Origin of the sequence: Spiroplasma melliferum KC3, from assembly GCF_000236085.2 — a bacterium.
GTDB classification, from domain to species: Bacteria; Bacillota_I; Bacilli_A; order Mycoplasmatales; family Mycoplasmataceae; genus Spiroplasma; species Spiroplasma melliferum.
Genome location: NZ_AGBZ02000001.1, coordinates 230,611 through 249,115 on the forward strand (window position 1 = coordinate 230,611; position 18,505 = coordinate 249,115).

Annotated in this window: 22 protein-coding genes, 6 tRNA genes and 1 riboswitch; of the genes, 3 read left to right on the forward strand and 25 right to left on the reverse strand. The window is 26.7% G+C overall.

The window, feature by feature from the left end:
- Positions 1 to 11 precede the first annotated feature (11 nt).
- The 10 genes from SPM_RS01160 to leuS form a co-directional block, all read right to left on the reverse strand.
- Positions 12 to 248: a hypothetical protein gene (locus tag SPM_RS01160; RefSeq protein ID WP_004027616.1), complete on the reverse strand. Its 237-nt coding sequence runs from the start codon at positions 246 to 248 to the stop codon at positions 12 to 14.
- Entirely contained in the window at positions 248 to 646 is a 399-nt protein-coding gene (locus tag SPM_RS01165) for a hypothetical protein (protein ID WP_004027786.1), read from the reverse strand. Before SPM_RS01165 ends, SPM_RS01160 begins: the two co-directional genes overlap by 1 nt.
- Positions 639 to 1,652: a hypothetical protein gene (locus SPM_RS01170; protein WP_004027787.1), complete on the reverse strand. Its 1,014-nt coding sequence runs from the start codon at positions 1,650 to 1,652 to the stop codon at positions 639 to 641. Before SPM_RS01170 ends, SPM_RS01165 begins: the two co-directional genes overlap by 8 nt.
- A complete protein-coding gene (locus SPM_RS01175; protein WP_004027788.1) occupies positions 1,652 to 1,855 on the reverse strand; it encodes a DUF2649 family protein in 204 nt (67 codons plus the stop codon). The genes SPM_RS01170 and SPM_RS01175 overlap by 1 nt, the downstream gene beginning before the upstream one ends.
- A gap of 152 nt (positions 1,856 to 2,007) precedes the next feature.
- Positions 2,008 to 2,445, reverse strand: a complete 438-nt coding sequence (locus SPM_RS01180) for a DUF3627 domain-containing protein (RefSeq protein WP_004027790.1) — start codon at positions 2,443 to 2,445, stop codon at positions 2,008 to 2,010.
- Complete coding sequence (locus SPM_RS01185) at positions 2,438 to 2,809, reverse strand: hypothetical protein (RefSeq protein ID WP_004027791.1); 372 nt, start codon at positions 2,807 to 2,809, stop codon at positions 2,438 to 2,440. Before SPM_RS01185 ends, SPM_RS01180 begins: the two co-directional genes overlap by 8 nt.
- 538 nt (positions 2,810 to 3,347) lie before the next feature.
- A complete protein-coding gene (locus tag SPM_RS01190) occupies positions 3,348 to 3,596 on the reverse strand; it encodes a hypothetical protein (RefSeq protein WP_004027792.1) in 249 nt (82 codons plus the stop codon).
- A complete protein-coding gene (locus SPM_RS06365; RefSeq protein ID WP_004027793.1) occupies positions 3,596 to 3,745 on the reverse strand; it encodes a hypothetical protein in 150 nt (49 codons plus the stop codon). Before SPM_RS06365 ends, SPM_RS01190 begins: the two co-directional genes overlap by 1 nt.
- Positions 3,746 to 4,009: 264 nt before the next feature.
- Positions 4,010 to 4,633, reverse strand: a complete 624-nt coding sequence (locus tag SPM_RS01195) for a TMEM164 family acyltransferase (RefSeq protein ID WP_004027794.1) — start codon at positions 4,631 to 4,633, stop codon at positions 4,010 to 4,012.
- Positions 4,634 to 4,673: 40 nt separating this feature from the next.
- Positions 4,674 to 7,091: a leucine--tRNA ligase gene (gene leuS / locus SPM_RS01200; RefSeq protein ID WP_004027795.1), complete on the reverse strand. Its 2,418-nt coding sequence runs from the start codon at positions 7,089 to 7,091 to the stop codon at positions 4,674 to 4,676.
- Positions 7,092 to 7,227: 136 nt separating this feature from the next.
- On the opposite strand from leuS, the gene SPM_RS01205 reads away from it, so the two are divergent.
- Together SPM_RS01205 and SPM_RS01210 are read left to right on the forward strand one after the other, a co-directional pair.
- Positions 7,228 to 7,866, forward strand: a complete 639-nt coding sequence (locus tag SPM_RS01205) for a nitroreductase family protein (protein ID WP_004027796.1) — start codon at positions 7,228 to 7,230, stop codon at positions 7,864 to 7,866.
- Between the two features lie 122 nt (positions 7,867 to 7,988).
- Positions 7,989 to 8,327 carry a hypothetical protein gene (locus tag SPM_RS01210; protein ID WP_239643284.1) on the forward strand — a complete coding sequence of 113 codons (339 nt, stop codon included), beginning with the start codon at positions 7,989 to 7,991 and terminating at the stop codon, positions 8,325 to 8,327.
- 415 nt (positions 8,328 to 8,742) lie between these two features.
- Here SPM_RS01210 and trxA read toward each other — a convergent pair whose 3' ends face one another.
- The 9 genes from trxA to SPM_RS01255 all read right to left on the reverse strand — a co-directional run bounded on the left by trxA (position 8,743) and on the right by SPM_RS01255 (position 12,464).
- Positions 8,743 to 9,054 (reverse strand): thioredoxin, encoded by a 312-nt coding sequence (gene trxA, locus SPM_RS01215; RefSeq protein ID WP_004027799.1) that lies wholly within the window; start codon positions 9,052 to 9,054, stop codon positions 8,743 to 8,745.
- A gap of 54 nt (positions 9,055 to 9,108) precedes the next feature.
- Positions 9,109 to 9,918 (reverse strand): Cof-type HAD-IIB family hydrolase, encoded by an 810-nt coding sequence (locus SPM_RS01220; protein WP_004027800.1) that lies wholly within the window; start codon positions 9,916 to 9,918, stop codon positions 9,109 to 9,111.
- Positions 9,919 to 10,166: 248 nt separating this feature from the next.
- Complete coding sequence (locus SPM_RS01225) at positions 10,167 to 11,735, reverse strand: hypothetical protein (protein ID WP_004027801.1); 1,569 nt, start codon at positions 11,733 to 11,735, stop codon at positions 10,167 to 10,169.
- 185 nt (positions 11,736 to 11,920) lie between these two features.
- A tRNA-Leu gene (locus SPM_RS01230) sits at positions 11,921 to 12,005 on the reverse strand.
- Positions 12,006 to 12,022: 17 nt separating this feature from the next.
- Positions 12,023 to 12,098: transfer RNA gene (locus SPM_RS01235), tRNA-Lys, on the reverse strand.
- Between the two features lie 8 nt (positions 12,099 to 12,106).
- Positions 12,107 to 12,182 (reverse strand) — tRNA-Thr (locus SPM_RS01240).
- A gap of 16 nt (positions 12,183 to 12,198) precedes the next feature.
- Positions 12,199 to 12,274, reverse strand: a tRNA-Val gene (locus SPM_RS01245).
- A 4-nt stretch (positions 12,275 to 12,278) separates the two neighbouring features.
- Positions 12,279 to 12,354 (reverse strand) — tRNA-Glu (locus SPM_RS01250).
- A 34-nt stretch (positions 12,355 to 12,388) separates the two neighbouring features.
- Positions 12,389 to 12,464, reverse strand: a tRNA-Asn gene (locus SPM_RS01255).
- 201 nt (positions 12,465 to 12,665) lie between these two features.
- Here SPM_RS01255 and pnuC point away from each other — a divergent pair.
- Positions 12,666 to 13,580 carry a nicotinamide riboside transporter PnuC gene (gene pnuC, locus SPM_RS01260; protein ID WP_004027802.1) on the forward strand — a complete coding sequence of 305 codons (915 nt, stop codon included), beginning with the start codon at positions 12,666 to 12,668 and terminating at the stop codon, positions 13,578 to 13,580.
- A 124-nt stretch (positions 13,581 to 13,704) separates the two neighbouring features.
- On the opposite strand, the gene SPM_RS06750 is transcribed toward pnuC, so the two are convergent.
- From SPM_RS06750 to SPM_RS01285, 6 genes are all read right to left on the reverse strand, one after another.
- Complete coding sequence (locus SPM_RS06750; RefSeq protein WP_004027803.1) at positions 13,705 to 14,292, reverse strand: solute carrier family 23 protein; 588 nt, start codon at positions 14,290 to 14,292, stop codon at positions 13,705 to 13,707.
- Positions 14,293 to 14,419: 127 nt separating this feature from the next.
- Positions 14,420 to 15,142 carry an NCS2 family permease gene (locus SPM_RS06755; RefSeq protein ID WP_004027804.1) on the reverse strand — a complete coding sequence of 241 codons (723 nt, stop codon included), beginning with the start codon at positions 15,140 to 15,142 and terminating at the stop codon, positions 14,420 to 14,422.
- Positions 15,143 to 15,217: 75 nt separating this feature from the next.
- Positions 15,218 to 15,318, reverse strand: a riboswitch (purine riboswitch).
- 40 nt (positions 15,319 to 15,358) lie between these two features.
- A complete protein-coding gene (locus SPM_RS01270; protein ID WP_004027805.1) occupies positions 15,359 to 16,039 on the reverse strand; it encodes a hypothetical protein in 681 nt (226 codons plus the stop codon).
- Positions 16,040 to 16,146: 107 nt separating this feature from the next.
- Positions 16,147 to 16,671: a hypothetical protein gene (locus tag SPM_RS01275; protein ID WP_004027806.1), complete on the reverse strand. Its 525-nt coding sequence runs from the start codon at positions 16,669 to 16,671 to the stop codon at positions 16,147 to 16,149.
- Between the two features lie 237 nt (positions 16,672 to 16,908).
- Positions 16,909 to 17,301, reverse strand: coding sequence for a RidA family protein (locus SPM_RS01280; protein ID WP_004027807.1), 393 nt, complete (start codon positions 17,299 to 17,301; stop codon positions 16,909 to 16,911).
- Between the two features lie 5 nt (positions 17,302 to 17,306).
- Positions 17,307 to 18,503: a MalY/PatB family protein gene (locus SPM_RS01285; RefSeq protein ID WP_004027808.1), complete on the reverse strand. Its 1,197-nt coding sequence runs from the start codon at positions 18,501 to 18,503 to the stop codon at positions 17,307 to 17,309.
- Positions 18,504 to 18,505: the final 2 nt, after the last annotated feature.

Below are 18,505 nucleotides of genomic sequence, written 5' to 3' on the forward strand. Positions count from 1 at the left end.
AAATTTAACTCCTAACTATAAAGTGTTTTTGAAACAATAAACCCAACAATATATAAACTTGATATTGTTAACATTAACGGATGACTAAACAAAATTGCCATTTTACCAAACAACGAAAGTAAAAAAGTATCAGAATTATATAAATCCATAATGATATTTTTTGCTGATGTCAACTGATTAATAATAACTGTAATAAATCCTGTTCCAAAAATAGCAATTGCCGCAACTAATAAAACTAATCTAATCATTATTTATTCACTCTCCGATATCCTTGTTCTCTTGTTTTTGCTTGTTTTGCTAAATTTGATAATTGTTGTTTATTACGATTAATTTTAAATTGTTTACGATCTTTAATATGTTTTTGCATACCTTGTTTAGTATCTGAAACTCCACGAGCAGTTGCAGAATAAATATTTGATACACCACTTTGTACTGTTGAACCTAATTCGTTGTATTGAGTTCTTGTACCGTGAATTGCATAAATAGATAACTTAACAACCATAAAAAAGATAATAAAATAAGCAATTGTCGTATTTGTCATTGGTAATTTTGTATTTCAAATTACATCAAAAATAAACAAAAATACATCAAAAATAAAACTAAAAATCTTATCTCAATTACTACTTTCTGATAATAAATTAATCATTTTTACCACTTCCTTTTTCTTTTTTAGATTTTAAATTCTTTTTCAAAATATCAATATCAAACAATTCTAAACGCTCTTTAACACTCAATTTAGTAATTTCTGACCAGTAATATTCTTTATAATTAACTATTTCATCATTTTTTAAATCACGAACAAACTTTAATCATTGACTATCATATTTCTGTGCAAATTCTAACGGAATAATTATTTTAAAAAACCGGATTCCTAACCCAACATCCGACTTATGTTTTGCTCGTTTACCTTCTGCTGTTCGTTCTACTGATTTTGTTTTTCAAATTTCATAATCAGTAATATCTTGAAAAATGCCAATTCGCATAATAAAGAACCGATTAAAAAAATTAAATCCTTTTTTAGCAATAGGTTTTTTCAGTGAAATTGGAATAATAATACCACTTGCTAATTGCCTAATATTGTTTCAAATCATACCCTCACGCTGAGCTGTAAACAAAGCACGATTACCAAAATGTCTTGCTAAAACAATTCACGGAATTTTACCACTATGAACCTTTTTCTCATCGTGCGGACTAGTTCCGTCAATATATAAATAACTTTCATCAAATAAAATAACACTATCATCTGGGGGAACTGGTTTTGTTCGATCTGTAAAATCTAAATTTTTAAATGTTAAAACTTTAACTTTATCATCTTCTAACGGATAATTACTATAAATCTTATCTGTTAATAGTTTCATAGTTTGTGATAAATAAGTTAAAAGTAATGTTTTTCCCGTTCCTAATTTACCAATAATTACCGATAACGGATTATCTCAAACAAAATTTACTAACCGAAAAGCATTTAACTGATAAAATATGTTTTTTCAAATTCATCATACAAAATAAACACATTGCAAAGCAAACAATAATCAAAATACTAAACCAGTATAATTTAATGAAATTATTCAAAGTAATAAATCAATTAAACTAAACAAAATCATTGAACCGCTAATATAACAATAATTTTTTAAGAAAAATATAAACTTTTTCATTACTTAAAATACCCAATTATTTTAAAAATCATTCATAACAAAAACCAAGTTAAAAACAAAATAACAATTCAAACACCAACCATCAGAGTTAAATATTCATTTTGAGTCAAAGTCCAAGTTGTAATACTTTCAACATTTATTTTATCTATAAACAAAAATATATGAATAAAAAACTCTTTTAATTTTTCTCAATCATTTTGCATTTTTAAAAACTCCACATTTTTTGAATAAGTTTAAAAAACATCCCAAAAAATAAAACGATAAATAATACAAACGATATAACATATAAAAATTCAGGGGCATTTGAACCAATAATATAACTAACAAATTGAACTCAATAGTCATATAAACTCATTTAATTTAAACTTTCTAAATCATTAATTAATTCTTGCTCTTTTTCAACACTTCAATTTGTTAAATTATTATTGTTATTTGTTTTTACTTTTTGAGGTTCACCAGAGAATAATGCTTTTTTCATTTGTGTAAAATAATTTTGTTTATATTGATTGTATAAATTTATTAATTCTGTTCCAGTTAAATATTTTCAAATATGGCGTTTTAAATTTTCATCATATTTTACAATAGGATAAGAATTATCATAAATCAAACCAATAGCTACTTGATCAGAATGTTTTTCACTCGGATAAATAAACTTATTACTTAATCAAAAACCAATATGTTTATTATGATTAGGCAAATTTATAAAACTTGCTTTATCTGTTTCAAAAACTATCAATTCCTTACTAATAAAATAATTTGCTATATTCTGATTTTTCTTATAAAAATTACTCAATTTTTTTCAACTCCTTACTAGGTAATTTGTCATATTTTGAATTATTATTTCTTTTTAAAACAATTTCATAATAATCTATATGTTTATTAGTTTTATAACATTCATAAGGTTCTTCACAATGACTACCATTAATTCATTCACCACTACTTCAAAAACAAACAATTTCAAAATCTTCTTTAAATAATTGTTGTCGATTAGGACAATTCTTACAATCGTGATTCCCGGGTCTATTTTCTAAAAATTTTATATATTCATTTTTTTCAGTAAGTTTATTTTCATAAAAAATTTTTACTTTTTCTAAAATTTGCTCACGTTCTTGTTGAAAATATATTTCATCATCCCCAAGATTTATAATTTTTTCCATAATTAAATACTCCTAACTAAATATTTGAAAACATTGATTATTAACAATTTTATACATAATGCTAATATATTGTTTATTTAATGTTTAATAAACAATGTTATTAACAATGTTAAATATATAAAATAGTAAAAATTGGCACACTGAAAAATACTATTTAATTTATAACTAATAGTTATTAAAATATAAAATTATACTCTTATAATTAAGTTGATATTTTTACACTATATACTGCCTACAAGTTTTTAGAAAAAGAAATATTTTTTACAACATTATTTATATTAAATCATACTAATAAACTCAATATTATGAACAATAAACAATATAAATATAACTACTATTGGCGATATAATCATATTTATTTCCACAATAGGATTTTTCATCTTGTTAACATTATCAATAATAACCAAAATAATTAAATTTATTTAAAAATAAATTTGTAGACAGTGTATAGTGCAAAAATAAACAACAAAATTATTTATTCAATTCACATAAAAGCTAGTGTGCCATAGCTAAAATATATGATCAGTTATACTAAATATTAAAATCCTTTAACCATAACACGGAAAAAGTTTAATATCTTAACAATAACAAAAATACCAAATGGAATTAAAATAATTCACGCATCACCTAAAAAAGTCATTAATTGTGGTAATACAGCATAAATTGCTTCTTTAACTTTCATCATTGCATTACCCAATCCAGTTCAAATAGAACCCATTCCATCTGAAATAGTAGGCGTATCTGCTGCTAAAAAATTAATTGCTGTTGTTAAATACATACCTAACATTATTTTTTATCCTCCTTGTTTTCAATTTCTTTTTTATCTTTTTTCTTACCTCGAATTTGGCGAATTTTTTGATAAATTGATAAACCAATTCAAGCAAAAATACCTAATATAATAACAACACTAAATATTGTCGTTAATCAAACTGGCATAACTTAATTCCTCCTAAAATCTAATTTTCGCGACACGCTCCGCGTGTTCGCTACGCTCAAAATAAACTCTATATTGAATAAATTACCGCTAATAAATTGCGCGGATAATTTATTCATCTTCTTTTACATTATTAATTACAATATTATTAACAGTATTAATAACATTATCTTTTCCATACTTAATTACTAAGGACCGCAAAATAAAATAATGTTTCTTTTCAATAAAAAATCAACCCCTTTCTGAGTTGATTTGTTGCGCTTCACTTACACAATGCCAAATAATAAACCACTATAAGGTTTTCCAACTAAACCATATTTATAAACATATAAATAAGCAAAAATAATTAATGTATGAAGAATAAAGTAATTATAATAAAAGAAATTGTCTAAACTTCAGTAACCATTAACTGGCGTTATAATTGCTAAAATTGGCAAAACAATCGCTGATGGAGCAACAACTTCAAAAAATTTTCGACTAGGAAAAATTAAGATACAGCCCGATAATAACTGGTGTAAACTGCATAAATGTAATGGCATAACTTCACTTAAACCACGAATTTGAGAAGGTCCCACCGGTCCTCAAATTCATTCTGTTTTTAAAACAATTGCTAAATAAGTTACTCAAATTGCATATGTTAAAAAATAAGTTACAATTTGATACAGCCCTATTGAAATCCGAAACCATTTTCAATTAACAGTTTTTGCATAATATTTTCTACAAACAAATAATGATCCAATAATTAAAACAAAAATACTAATGCCCACCAATTGAAAGACATAATTATGACCTTTAAAAAATCACTGATTAGTTCAATCAGCACCCGGTATATACGAACCAGCTGGGTCAAAAAATCCTCATGGTCCATTACTAGAACGAACAAATTTCATTACTTTTCTCCTTTGATTAAATAATTAATATTTTCTCTATCTATTTTATAACAAAATTAACAATTTTATTTTTAATAATAATTTCTTTAATAATCTCATGCTTACCTAAAAAGGCTTGAACATTACTATTAGCTTTAGCTAAAACTGATAATTCTTCTTCTGATGTATCAAGTGGTACTTCTAATTTAGCACGTAATTTACCATTAACTTGAACTGCAATTATAACCTCATTTTTTTGTAAATATTTTTCATCATATGTCGGTCATGTTGATAATGCAACCGATGATTGTTGGTTTAATTTTGCTCAAATTTCTTCTGCTAAATGGGGGGCAAATAAACTTAACATTTTAGTAAACCCTTCAAAATACGGTTGGTAAATCGGTCCTTTTGTTTTATAACAAGCATTAATAAAAACCATTAATTGTGAAATTACTGTATTAAAACTTAATTTTTCTAACATTTCTGTTCCTTTTTTAACCATACTATGATAAACAAAATCTAACTCATGATTATTATCTTGCGAAAAATTATTATTTTTAATAAGACGATAAACGCGATCTAATCATTTTCGTGCTGAATCTAACCCATTTGGATTCCATGGCAATGATGCTTCAATTGGTCCCATAAACATTTCATATAAACGTAATGTATCAGCTCCATGTGATTTAATAATGTCATCAGGATTAATCACATTTCCTTTTGATTTACTCATTTTTGAACCATCAGTGCCTAAAATCATACCTTGATTAACTAATTTATAAAATGGTTCAGAAGTTGGAACTAATTTTTGGTCATATAAAAATTTATGTCAAAAACGTGAATATAATAAATGCAAAACAGCATGTTCTTGCCCACCAACATATAAATCAACTGGTAATCATTTTTTTAACAAAGCTTGTGCTTTTGTACTACGTAAATCTAACATTTGCTTATCTTCCATTAAAATATAGGCTAAATAATATCAACAACTACCTGCTCATTGTGGCATCGTATTAGTTTCTCGGCGTCCTTTTTTCCCTGTCCTATCAACAACAGTTAACCATTCTGTTGCATTAGCTAATGGTGATTCTCCCGTTTGTGATGGTTTAATATTTGTCATTTTTGGTAATTCCAATGGCAATTCTGTTTCATCAACTAAACTAATTGAACCATCTTCTCAATGTATAATTGGGAAAGGCTCTCCTCAATATCGTTGACGAGAAAATAACCAATCACGAAGCTTATAAGTAGTTTTAACTTTTGCATTCCCAGCCGCTGTTAAAACATCAATTGCTTTTTTTGTTGCTTCGTCTGTCATTAAACCATTCAAAAAATCAGAATTAATATGTTTTCCATCTTTATTATGTAATTTATTATGATGTTCTCCTTCAATAACATAACTAATTGGTAATTGATATTTTAAAGCAAATAAATAATCCCGCTCATCATGACCAGGCACAGCCATTACAGCTCCAGTAGCATAAAATGGTAATACATAATCGGCAATTCAAATTGGAATAACTTTTTGATTGATTGGATTAATAGCATAACTACCAATAAACATTCCATTTTTTTCTTTACTAATATCTTGACGATCTAAATCACTTTTTGCTTTTGTTGCTGCCAAAAATTTTGTAACAGTTGCTGCATATTCAGGTGTTGTTAATTTTAACACTAACGGATGTTCAGGCGCTAAAACAAGATACTCAACACCAAAAATTGTATCAGCACGAGTTGTAAAAACATTAATGCTTTCTGTATTATTTTGTACCGCAAACTTAATTTCAACACCAACTGATTTTCCAATTCAATTTCGTTGTAACTCTTTAACGGATTCTGGTCAATCAACCTCATCTAACCCTGCTAATAATTTTTCTGCATATGCAGTAATTTTTAACACTCATTGTCGCATTGGTTTTTTTAAAACTGGAAAATGTCCACGTTCAGAAACCATTTTCCCATTAATATTCAAAACTTCTTCATTAGCTAAGACTGTCCCTAATTCAGGACATCAATTAACATCAACATCACGCATCTCAGCTAATCCATTTTGATATAACAATTCAAAAATTAATTGTGTTGTTTTAAAAAACTCTGGTGAAGAAGTATTAACTTCTTTTTCATAGTCATAACTAAACCCAAGTGCTTTTAATTGGTTACGAAAATTAGCAATGTTTTGCAAAGTAAATTCCGCTGGATCATTCCCTGTTTGTAAAGCATATTGTTCAGCTGGTAAACCAAATGCATCCCAACCAATCGGATGCAAAACGTCATAACCTTGCAATTTTCGCATACGACTAATTACATCAGTTGCGACATATCCTTTTGGATGTCCAACATGTAAACCCGCTCCTGATGGATATGGAAACATATCTAAAATATAAGCTTTTTGCTCTGAATTATTTGTTGTTTTAAAAGTTTGATGTTCTTCTCAATATTGTTGTCATTTTTGTTCAATTGCTTTATGCGAAAATTCCATCTTTATTACCCTCTCTAAATTTTTATCCTTTTAATTATAACATTGTTCCGAAATTTGTTAGTAATTTAAGCACTATTAATTACATTTTATTAGCGTATAATAAATTTATAAACAAATTACAGAATGGGGGAAAATCATGAGCGTTCAAGAAGCAGCAAAATTTCGAAAAGCAATTAAAATCTATGATAAATCAAAGGCAGTTAGTGAAAGTGATTTAAAAACAATTTTAGCAACTGGAGCTTTAGCACCAAGTTCTAATGGCTTAGAACCAGTAAAAGTTATTATTATCAAAGACCAAAAATTAAAAGAGCAAGCAGCATTAAGCTGTTTTATGCCTGGTAATCAACAAAAAGTAAAAGATGCTCCAATTTTAGCGTTACTACTAGGAGCAAATGGTGGTTATTTGACATCTGAAGAATTTTTAACAAATCGCTTAGGGCGAATTTTTAGTGGTGAAACATTAAAAACAAATGTACGAGGAATGAGTAATTACTTAAAAAGTTATCCAAGTCCAGATATGTTTTCTGATGAACAAACACATCTTGTTGCTAGTTTTATGGCATTACAAGCTGCTGATTTAAAAATTGGATCAAGCATTATGGGGGGAATTACGCCGCTGCAAGCAGCCTCATTCTTTACAGAACATAATATTGTTGATCCAACAAAATGACATTTATCGCTAGGAATGCTATTTGGATATTATGATGATAATATTAAAGGAACAAGTTTCCCTCGCTTACGAATTGCTGAGGATGAATTTGTTAGCATTTTTTAAACTTAATTAATAAAAATTTTACTAAAAATAAATTTAATTATCTAATGAAAACATCTCTTAAAAATTTTTGAATTATTAGTTTAATTACTAATATTATTTTTTTATTAATCCAAGTTAGCATCATGATTCCACTAATATTATGTCAAAAACAATTACAATTAAGCAATAGTGACTTATCCCAAATTTTCTTTGGTATTTTAATTGCTATTATTTTAGTAATGTTCATTACTAACTGAATTCTAGTTAAAAATCCACTGCGAAAACTAAATGTAACAAAAGAATTAGCGCCCTGACAAGCAGACCTTGGTTTTCATATTATTACAAAATATTCACATTTAAAAACTGAATATAATGGTTATGTCTGATATTTAAAGAAAAAAGGTTTTATTCTACTTGCTACACTTGGAATTAATTTTGGTTATGCTTTAATTTGTGCTGTTGTGTTTTCTATTTTAGGATAAAATAAAAGATATTTTTTGCTATTTTATAAACTACTTTTAAATAAAAAAACACTTAAATTATATTTAAAAAATTTAATATAATTTAAGTGTTTTATTTAAAATTTTTTTTATTGTAAAATGTCTTTTTTAATTTTATAAGAAGCACTATTTAGATATGTTAGATTATAGTTATTGATTTAATAAATCTTTTATTTAAAAAAGGTCATTAATATATCTTCATTAAATTAAACATTATACATTAAAGATTAAATATTCTATTTTGAAATTTTTGTTTCTTCTTTTTGTTTTTTTGTAGCTTCTTTACGAGCTAAGATTTTAGCCGCTTTTTTTTCTGCCATTAAACGACGGCGTTTTTTCATTGACATTGCCATTTTGTATTCACCTTCTCCTTTTTAAATTATTAGTAAAAACTTTGTTAACTTAATAAATCTTGTTCAATTTCGTTAGCAGTTACAAATCCTGTTTTACGTTTTAATTCTTTTCCGTTTTGAAAGGTAATTAATGTCGGAATTGATAAAATTCCATAATTTTGAGCAAGATCTTGTAAAACATCAACATTAACTTTAATAAAATTAACATCACTACGCGTTTTTGCTAATTCATTAATTATTGGAGCAATCATTTTACATGGTCCACATCAATCAGCATAAAAATCAACGCAAGTTAATTTTTCATCACCAATTGTTTTTTCGAATTCATCAATACTTTTTATTTCATTTACAGCCATTTTAATTCTCTCCTTTACTGAATTCTCTTGCTTTTTTATCATATCATAAAAGTACTATTTTTTTAAGAAAAACTGTTGCAAATATTTTGCTGGTCCATTTTCACGATTTGATAATGTTACTTCATTTGCCATTGTTTTTAACTCATTAATCGCATTGCCAACCGCAATTCCAACGCCAGCTTGGCGAATTAATTCAAGGTCATTATAAGAATCACCAAATGAATAAGTTTGACTAATATCAATTCCAATATGATGTGATAAAAATTGCAAGGCACTGCCTTTTGAAATCCCCTTACAAGCAATCTCAAAAACACGATTATTATATTGGGTAATATCTAATTGCGGTAATAATTGTCGTAACTTTGTCATTAATTCATTAGCAGCTTTATCATCTAAGGAGTGATGGGCAATAACACTAGCATGCGTAATGTCTTCTGTAATATCAGTCACCTTGGTAATAATTTTATATTTTGTTCGCATTATTTTTGATCAATAATAAGAATTCTCACCATATTCGTAAACATAAGTACTATTATTACTAAAAAAATGAACTTTATATTTTCGATAAGTAAATTCAAAAATGGTTTTAATTTCTGCTGTTGTAAAAATCATCATCCATAAAAAACTATTAGTTTTAAAAGAGTAAGCACTAGCCCCGTTGTTTGCCAAAACATAACCATCATATTTATGAACTTTTAGTTTTCGCGCTTGGCGAATTGCATCGTTTGCTAGGCGTCCTGTTGTAACAACAAAAGGGATTCCTTTTTTTTGAATTGAATTAACTGTTTTTTTTGTTAACCGACTAAACCGATGATTATCGTTTAATAAAGTTCCATCCAAATCAGAAAAAACTGCTTTTTTCATCTAATTATGCTCCTTTCTTTTTCCTCAAAACTTGTATGATTACATTATTTAAAAATATTGATCAAACATTAATTTTATAGTTTTAATAATTATAGTAGAAAATGTTTAAATTTAAAAATTTTTTATAAATTATAAACTTTAATTTTATCTAATTAAAAATATGTTAATAAAAAACTGTACGTTATCAAAAAGTTTTTCAATTACTTTTTGAAGTACAGTTTTTAATGTACTTTTTTATATACTATTTTTTAATACACTTTAACTTGATTAATTTTTAAATTTGTTCAAACATGATAAATAGCACAAAAAGAAGAAGTATATGAAACTAAATTCATTTTTAAATACTCGCTTTCAACTCATAAACTTTTAATATATAACACTGCTTTTTGTTCTACATAAACAAAAGGAACAAACAGATAATAGTCATACTTTAAAAGCGATATATGATTTTGATTAGAATCTCAATTTTCCTTGATATTTTCTGTATTAAATTTAATATTTGCTTTAGTATTAGATATTGTTGTACCTTGACAACCTGCAGAAGAATTAATCTTATTAATTTCAATATATTTGTATCTTTCTTTAAACTCTTGTCAACTATTAGCATAGTCTGACCATTTAATTAAATTTATTGTTTTTTCCCATACTTTTGTATCATCGGTTATTGGCCCAGTTATTTTTCAATTGAAATTTATATTGTTTACTATTTTTTTTGGCACTTGTTGATGCCCTCAACCATATAAATCTAAATGATAAATTTTACCAGTATTATTTAAAACATAAGCACTTCCCTTATTATCTAATTCAATTGCAATTATAGGAAAATTCAAACCATCAAACTTATCAATTTGACCATGACCATGTTGCAAATAAATACCATTGTTTGTCCCAAGATATGTATCTCCTGCATGTAAACGACCACCACGAGTATTTTCCGTTAAAACTTTTTTAGGATTTAAATTATTAATTTCATTATTTGAACATAATTTATTAAATTTATTAATTAATTTATTAACACTATCATTATTATCAGCATTTGGATCTTGCTTATTTTTATCTTCTTTGATTGTTTTTACTTCTTTATTATTTAAAGTAAAATGAACTATAACTCTACCATAATATCTACTACTATTTGGATTACTACTAATTATTGCTAAATTATGTGTAATGTCATGAATAACAACTTCATCTAAATCAATATCAGTATTTAAAAGTATTACTCTTTCAAAAATTGTTGCTGGTAAAGAATCAGGTAACTCACCTAATTCTGTATTTGGTAAAAGATTATTTAACTTTCTAGGTGGCAGTGGTGGTGCAACAGTATTTTGTTTACTTCTTTGCCTTTTTGGTAAAACTGTTGCATATATTGATTCTTCAATTTGATTTTCATTATTTTCTTCACTTGAAGTAACTGATAAAGACTCACAAGTTCCTAACCTTGAATTGTCATTATAAAATAATGAATTGCTTGAATTATAAATTGTAAAATAAACATCAATAAAATTTGTTGTACTATCAACATCTTCATCTCAAATTATTCTAGCTATGTTTTCCCTAACATTAATTATTCTTAAACTATTTTCTTTAATTTTTTTATTTAATTTATATATTCGTTTTAAAATTGTTTCTGGTAAATTATCAAGTAACTCACCTAATATTCAATTTTTAAGTTCTTTATTTAATGCTTTAAAATTTCCTTGCCGTTTATTTCGCTTTAATATTTGTGCTTGTAATGTATAACTACTATTGGCATTAACCAATGGTACACTACTTCCTATTAAACTAATACCACTTAATAAATTCACTATTTTTTTCATATTTAGATATTTCCTTCCACTAAAATTATTATTATTTAATAAAATAGTAATTGTTAAAAAAGGTTGTAATTCTTATATGTGTTTAAATTATCATAATGGTCTAGATTGTTTTTTCAGTATTGCACTTACATTATAATTTTGCAAATAAAAAACACTCTTAAAGTGTTAATTTGTTTTTTTAATTATGGTCCGGGTGAAGGGACTTGAACCCCCACGAGTTACCCCGCCAGATCCTAAGTCTGGTGCGTCTGCCAGTTCCGCCACACCCGGATACTCGGTTTTAAAAATGGTCTCCTGTAAAGGACTTGAACCTTTGACCCACTGGTTAAAAGCCAGTTGCTCTACCGACTGAGCTAACAGGAGACAGGCAATGGTGCTGGCTAGAAGAATTGAACTCCCAACCTACTGATTACAAGTCAGTTGCTCTACCTATTGAGCTAAGCCAGCTTATTAATATAAAAAATGGTCGGGTGTAACGGACTTGAACCGCTGACCACCTGCTTGTAAGGCAGGCACTCTCCCAACTGAGCTAACACCCGAAAATGGTGACCTGTACGGGGTTTGAACCCGTGAATGCATGCGTGAAAGGCATGTGTGTTAACCGCTTCACCAACAGGCCGTTAAAAATTGATAAAAATTGTCAAAAAAAATAATGGCGCCTAGTGCAGGACTCGAACCTGCGACCGATCGGTTAACAGCCGAGTGCTCTACCGACTGAGCTAACTAGGCATGGCATTTCTTTTTAGCCTTATTCATTATATACTAAAAATAAAAAAACAAGCAACTATTTTTAGGATTTTTTTATTTTTTATGAATTATATCAAAAAGATATAATTTAAAAGAATAAAAAATATTATTTTTTGTTAAGATATAATTATAGGCTTAATAAATAGATGATGAAAGAAAGAATCAAGATACTCATACAAAAAAATGAAAAATGAACAGCAAAAATGATTTATTATTACAAAACCAATTAACTTCTTAGGAATCAGAACAATTGGTAAAGATATTAAAGAGTTACCAAAAACTTTTAAAATTCTTTTAATTTGCATTGGAATTATTGTTACTTTTTTATCTTTTTTTGATTTTAATCATTTTATTGATTCTAGCCATAATCCTTCTTTTTTTAGTATTGTTAATATTTTAAATACTCCCAAACCTTATTTAGGGAATATTCCTAAATGAATTGATGCCACACTTTATTCATTAAGCGGTTTAGTTAGTTTTACAAGTATTTTAAATGTTGTTTTAATTAGTTTTGGTAAAATGAGCAATTATTTTTGAGGTTTAATTAGTGTCACAACATTTGGTCTCTTTTCATTTGGTTTTGGTTATACTGGTTATGCTCAATTAAATTTATTTTTTTATTTACCATTTCAATTTATTGGTTGGTATATATGACAGAAAACTTTTATTTTTGAACAAAATTCCTCATTAAACATCCGAAACTCAAAATGATGAATAATTTTGCCAATCTCTTTAGGGATTTGTGTTGTTTTTGCAATTGCTTGATATTATGAAATTCCAGCTTTTCATTATGCATTAGTAAAAACTGATTATGCTTATTTAAACCAACCTATTGCTCATATTTTTGACAGTACAATTAATAGCATCGCAATTATTGCTTCAATTTTAATGTTTTTACGGCTAAAAGAACAATGAATTTTATGATTAATTTCAAATATTTTACAATTTGCAATGTTTGCGGGAGTTAATAGCATTGGAGCTAATTACCCGATAACAATTAATATTAACATGTTAATTCAAACAAGTTTTTTTATTGCAAATACTATCATTGGTTTTTTAATTTGAGGTGATTATTTAAACAAAATAAAATCAGGATAAGGTTCCTGATTTATTACTATCTTTTTACTTATTAATCATAATAAAATTATAAAACATTTTTATTTATAAAAAATTAATTAGAAAAATCCATCCATATTAAATAATTATTTTTATTATTTTAATTTTAACCTGTTTGAACAAAAGCAAAAGCAATAAAATAAGCAATAAAACAAAGATTTAAAATATAAATTGGAATTGCTACTGTTTTAGCTTTCTTAGTGATTAAACAAATTAAGGCATAAGCAATAAATCCAATTGCTAATCCATTTGTAATTGAAAATGTAACAATCATAATGATAATAGTAAAGAATGCCGAAATTCCAAATTCTGGTTTAACTCACTCAATATTTTTGATTTGACTAACCATTAATGTCCCAACAAAAATAACGGCAGCTCCGGCAATTGCTGGAGTAATTAATTTAAAAATTGGAAAAAGTGGAATTGCAACTAAAAACATTAATCCCGTAATAATAGCAGAAAAACCACTTCTAGCTCCTTGCGAAACTCCTGTTGTTGACTCAACAAAACTAGTAACTGGAGAACAACCTAAAAGACTACCAGTTAAAGTTCCTATTGAATCTGCCATTAAAGCACGTGGTTTCAACTCATATTTTTCACCAGTTGTTAATGAAATTTGAGTTGAAACAGAATATAGCGTTCCTGTTGTATCAAAGAAATCAACAAATAGGAAAACAAAAATTGAAATATACATAGTTGGTGATGTTCAAATTTTGGGATTAGCAAAAGCTGCAAATGTTGATTTTAAAGTAGTATTAAAACCATTAAAATCACTATAACTTCATCCTTTTCAATGTGCAAAATTGTGCCGAATGAAATCACTATCAACAACATTTCCGACAATTAAAGAAACCCCCTAATCCACCCAAAATTGCGATGGCAATAGCCCCTGGAATTTTTTTAAAATGTAAAACTAAAATTAAAATTAAGACACCAAATCCCATTAAAATCATTGGTCAATTAGTTTTTAAATTTCCTAATGTTGCAACTGGAATTCCACCATTAACAACAACCCCTCCTGGGGTAACACCATTATCGCTAACAAATCCAATATTGTGTAAACCAATATAAGCAATAAAAAATCCAATTCCAACCCCAATTGCTAATTTTAATGACTCTGGAATGGCATTAATAATAATTGTTCGTAACTTAGTCATTGAAATAAGACAGAAAAATATTCCTGAAATCATAACAGCAATTAAAGCCCCTTGGTATCCCAAACCATTATTAGCAACATTAAAGGTAAAAATAGCATTTAGTCCCATCCCAGGTGCTAATCCAACTGGCATATTGGCTGATAAACCCATAATTAAAGTGGCAATAAAAGCACCAATTGCTGTTGCAATAAAAATCCCTCCAAAAGCCATATTTTGATTTGAATCAGTTGGATGATTAATATCTGGTGCAGAAGATAACATATTAGGTTGCACTGACAAAATATATAACATTGCTAAAAATGTTGTTAGACCCCCAATAATTTCTTTTTTAAATGTTGTTTTTAGATCGCCAAATCTAAAAAAAGTTTCAATCTTTTTTTTAAACATATAATTTATTTCTCCGTTTAGCTCTATTGTAAAAATAAAAAACATTAACCTTGTTTAATTAACATAAGTTAATGCAAAAATAAAGCATTAACCTATAGAGTCTTTTTATAAATGGTAAGACGTAGAAACACTAGACCATATTACTAGCATATATAGGAATTGTTTAATACATTTACTTCTTAAATATACCGAATTTAATAAAAAAATACAATCCCTTTAATAAAAACAGATGACATTTTCAGAAAAAGGGAAAAAAGCTTTAAAACTAGTATAAGTTTTAAAAGACTTTATAAATTCTGTTGGTAAATAGTCTGTGGCTAATGCTATTAAATCTTGGCGATAGTTTTCTACTAAATTTGCTCAACAAAATCATCCCAAAATCAAATAAATAATACCCATAATAGATATAATTTGAACTGTAATGTCCATTGCATTAATAACAGCATTTTCTTTTAAAAACTGTATTAAAATAACTAAAATTGTCGCTATAATAAATAAAAATATTGTAAACATCAAAAATCATGACAAAAATTTTAATCAAAAAAAGCATTTTGATTGTTTTGTTTTTTGATTATAAACATAATAAAAATGAAAAATCATATCATAAATTTTAACAATACTTTGATCTTTATCATCAGCACGGCGAATAATGACAGCATTACTTATTTTTGAAAAATTTTGTGCTTTAACAATATGCCTTTGTTCTCCAATATTAACATCTTGTAAATCATTGTCATCTAACATTTTTCGCAATAACATACGTGGTTTTAATGTTGTTTTTTTCTTTTTAAAAATTAATAAAATAAGTCTAAATATTAATCATCCTACAAGAAGCAATGCAATTACAATAATAAAAATAAAATAAACTAATCCTGTTATTTGTGTTAAATTAAACATTTTTCAATCACGTTCCTCTCCGTTATATCAATCATACCGTATTTTAAAAAAATAAAAAAACAACATTTCAAAATATTGTTTTTTTATATCAGTTTATTAATTTATAATTATTTTACAGTACCTTTTGGTAAAATAACATATGTATTAAAACTGCCCTTTGTATTATTCTTCCCCAAACAGGTAATTTCTATTTTTCTTGGAATTGTTAAATCAAAAGGAAGAGTATCAATTAGATTATCTTTGATATAAAACTCTTTTGGAATTATCAGAGTTACATCATAATCAGCTTTTGTTAATTTAGTACTTAATTCTTCATGCAATGTTTCTAAAATTGCATCTCGAATTGGTTCTGACCATTCAGAGAACTGAACATCTTTAATATTCTTAACATTAACTTTTTTAATTGCCTTAATTTTAGTAATACCACTAATATCAATCGGAAATTGTAATGTTTTTTTCTCTTTTTTTATATTATCATTTGTTAATAACGAAGAATTTACATCTGAATCTTTTTTTTCCTTTTCTTCTTCTAATTTGTGTTGTTTTGGATAACTACAACCACAAGAAACAATTGTTGTCGCACTTATGCTCATTATTCCTAAGGCCATTAAATATGTAAATAGTTTTTTCATTAATAAAATATAAGTTCCTTTCTAAAATTTAATAGCATAAATAATTTAAACTATCATTTAAAATTATATAAAAAAGTTAAACAGAAAAAACTAGAATTTATTTTTATCAAATTATTTGCAAAATAAAATGAAAATTTAAATAATAATTTGTAATTAGATTATAAATTAGTTAATGAATGTATTTTAAAAAATAAAAAAAGAGAAAATTTGATTTTCTCTTTTTTAAGACATAGTTTTTTAGTTTTCCTCTCTTAAACATCCGATTGCTTCAATTTCAACTAAAGCATTTTTAGGCAAATTTGCAACAGCAACAGCAGAACGGGCTGGAAAATTTTCTGTAAAATATTTTTGATAAACTTCATTCATTGCCGGAAAATCATTAATATCTTTTAAGAAAATATTAACTTTAATTACATCTGTTAAACTATAACCTGCTGATTGTACAATTGCTTTTAAATTTTCTAAGGCACATTTTGCTTGTTCTGTAATTGTTGTTCCTTCAATCATCATTGTTGTTGGATCTAATGGTAATTGACCTGAAACATATAGAAAGTTTCCTATTTTAACCGCTTGTGAATATGGCCCAATTGCTTTTGGTGCTAAATGTGTTGAAATAATTTTTTTACTCATAATTACTAATCATTCCTTTCTGATTTTGTAAAAATCATTGTTAAAATATTGATGATATTTGTTACCATCGCAAATGAAGTACCAATATTAATTCGAAAACAAGTTATTGGTGCCTCAACAAAATCATCATTTTTACTAACGATTAATTTATATTTTAATAATAATTTGTTAACTTCCTGCGGTGACATTTTAGTTTCTTCATAATTAATCCAAACCAAATATGAGGCTTCTAACTGCATTATTTTTAATCCCGGAATTTGTTCTAAGGTTGTTTTTACAAAAATATAATTTTTAACAATATATTTTAACATAGTTGTTTTTCAAATTAATATTTCTGGATTAGTATATGCCGCTAAATAAGCTGGAATTGTAAAAACATTTGGTGATGTAATCGAAGCAGATTCATATTGGTCATCAATTTTCTTTCGTAATTTGTCATTAAATGTAATTAAATATGATGATTTTAATCCGCCAAGATTAAAAGCCTTGTTTGGAGAATTGCAAACAATTACCTCATTATTTGGAATTGAAAATGATAGTAACGAATGAAATTTAACATTTGGTAATGCTAAATCACCGTGTACTTCATCTGATATTATTAAAACACGATATTGTTGACAAATCTCAATTATTTTTTGTAATTCTGTTCTTGTTCAAACACGACCACCAGGATTATGCGGATTACATAAAATAAATATTTTTGGTCGATATTTTTTTATTATGTTTGTAAAATTAACAAAATCTATTTGATAACGATTGTCCTCTCATCTTAATTGATTTGCTAATAATTGGCGTTGATTATTTAAAATTGCTCGGCCAAAGGGGCCATAAACTGGCGTTTGAATCAAAACATAATCATTAATATCAGTTAAACATTGAATTAACTGATGAAGAGCATTGACTGTTCCATGTACAAGTTTGATTTTATCTTTTGGAACTGTAAGTTGATGCTGATAATAATACCAAGTACTTACCGCCTCATAAAACTCATTACTAATATAAGTATAACTGTATACTCCTTTTTCTGCACGATTTAAAATAGCATTTGTAATTGGCTGTGGTGTAAGAAAATCTAAATCAGCAATCGATGAATTAATGATATTATCACCCGTTAAATGATAATTATCTGCAATATATGTTTGGTCTCATTTTCGTTCTGAATTTTTGGTTCGATCAATGATAATGTCAAAATTATATTTCATGA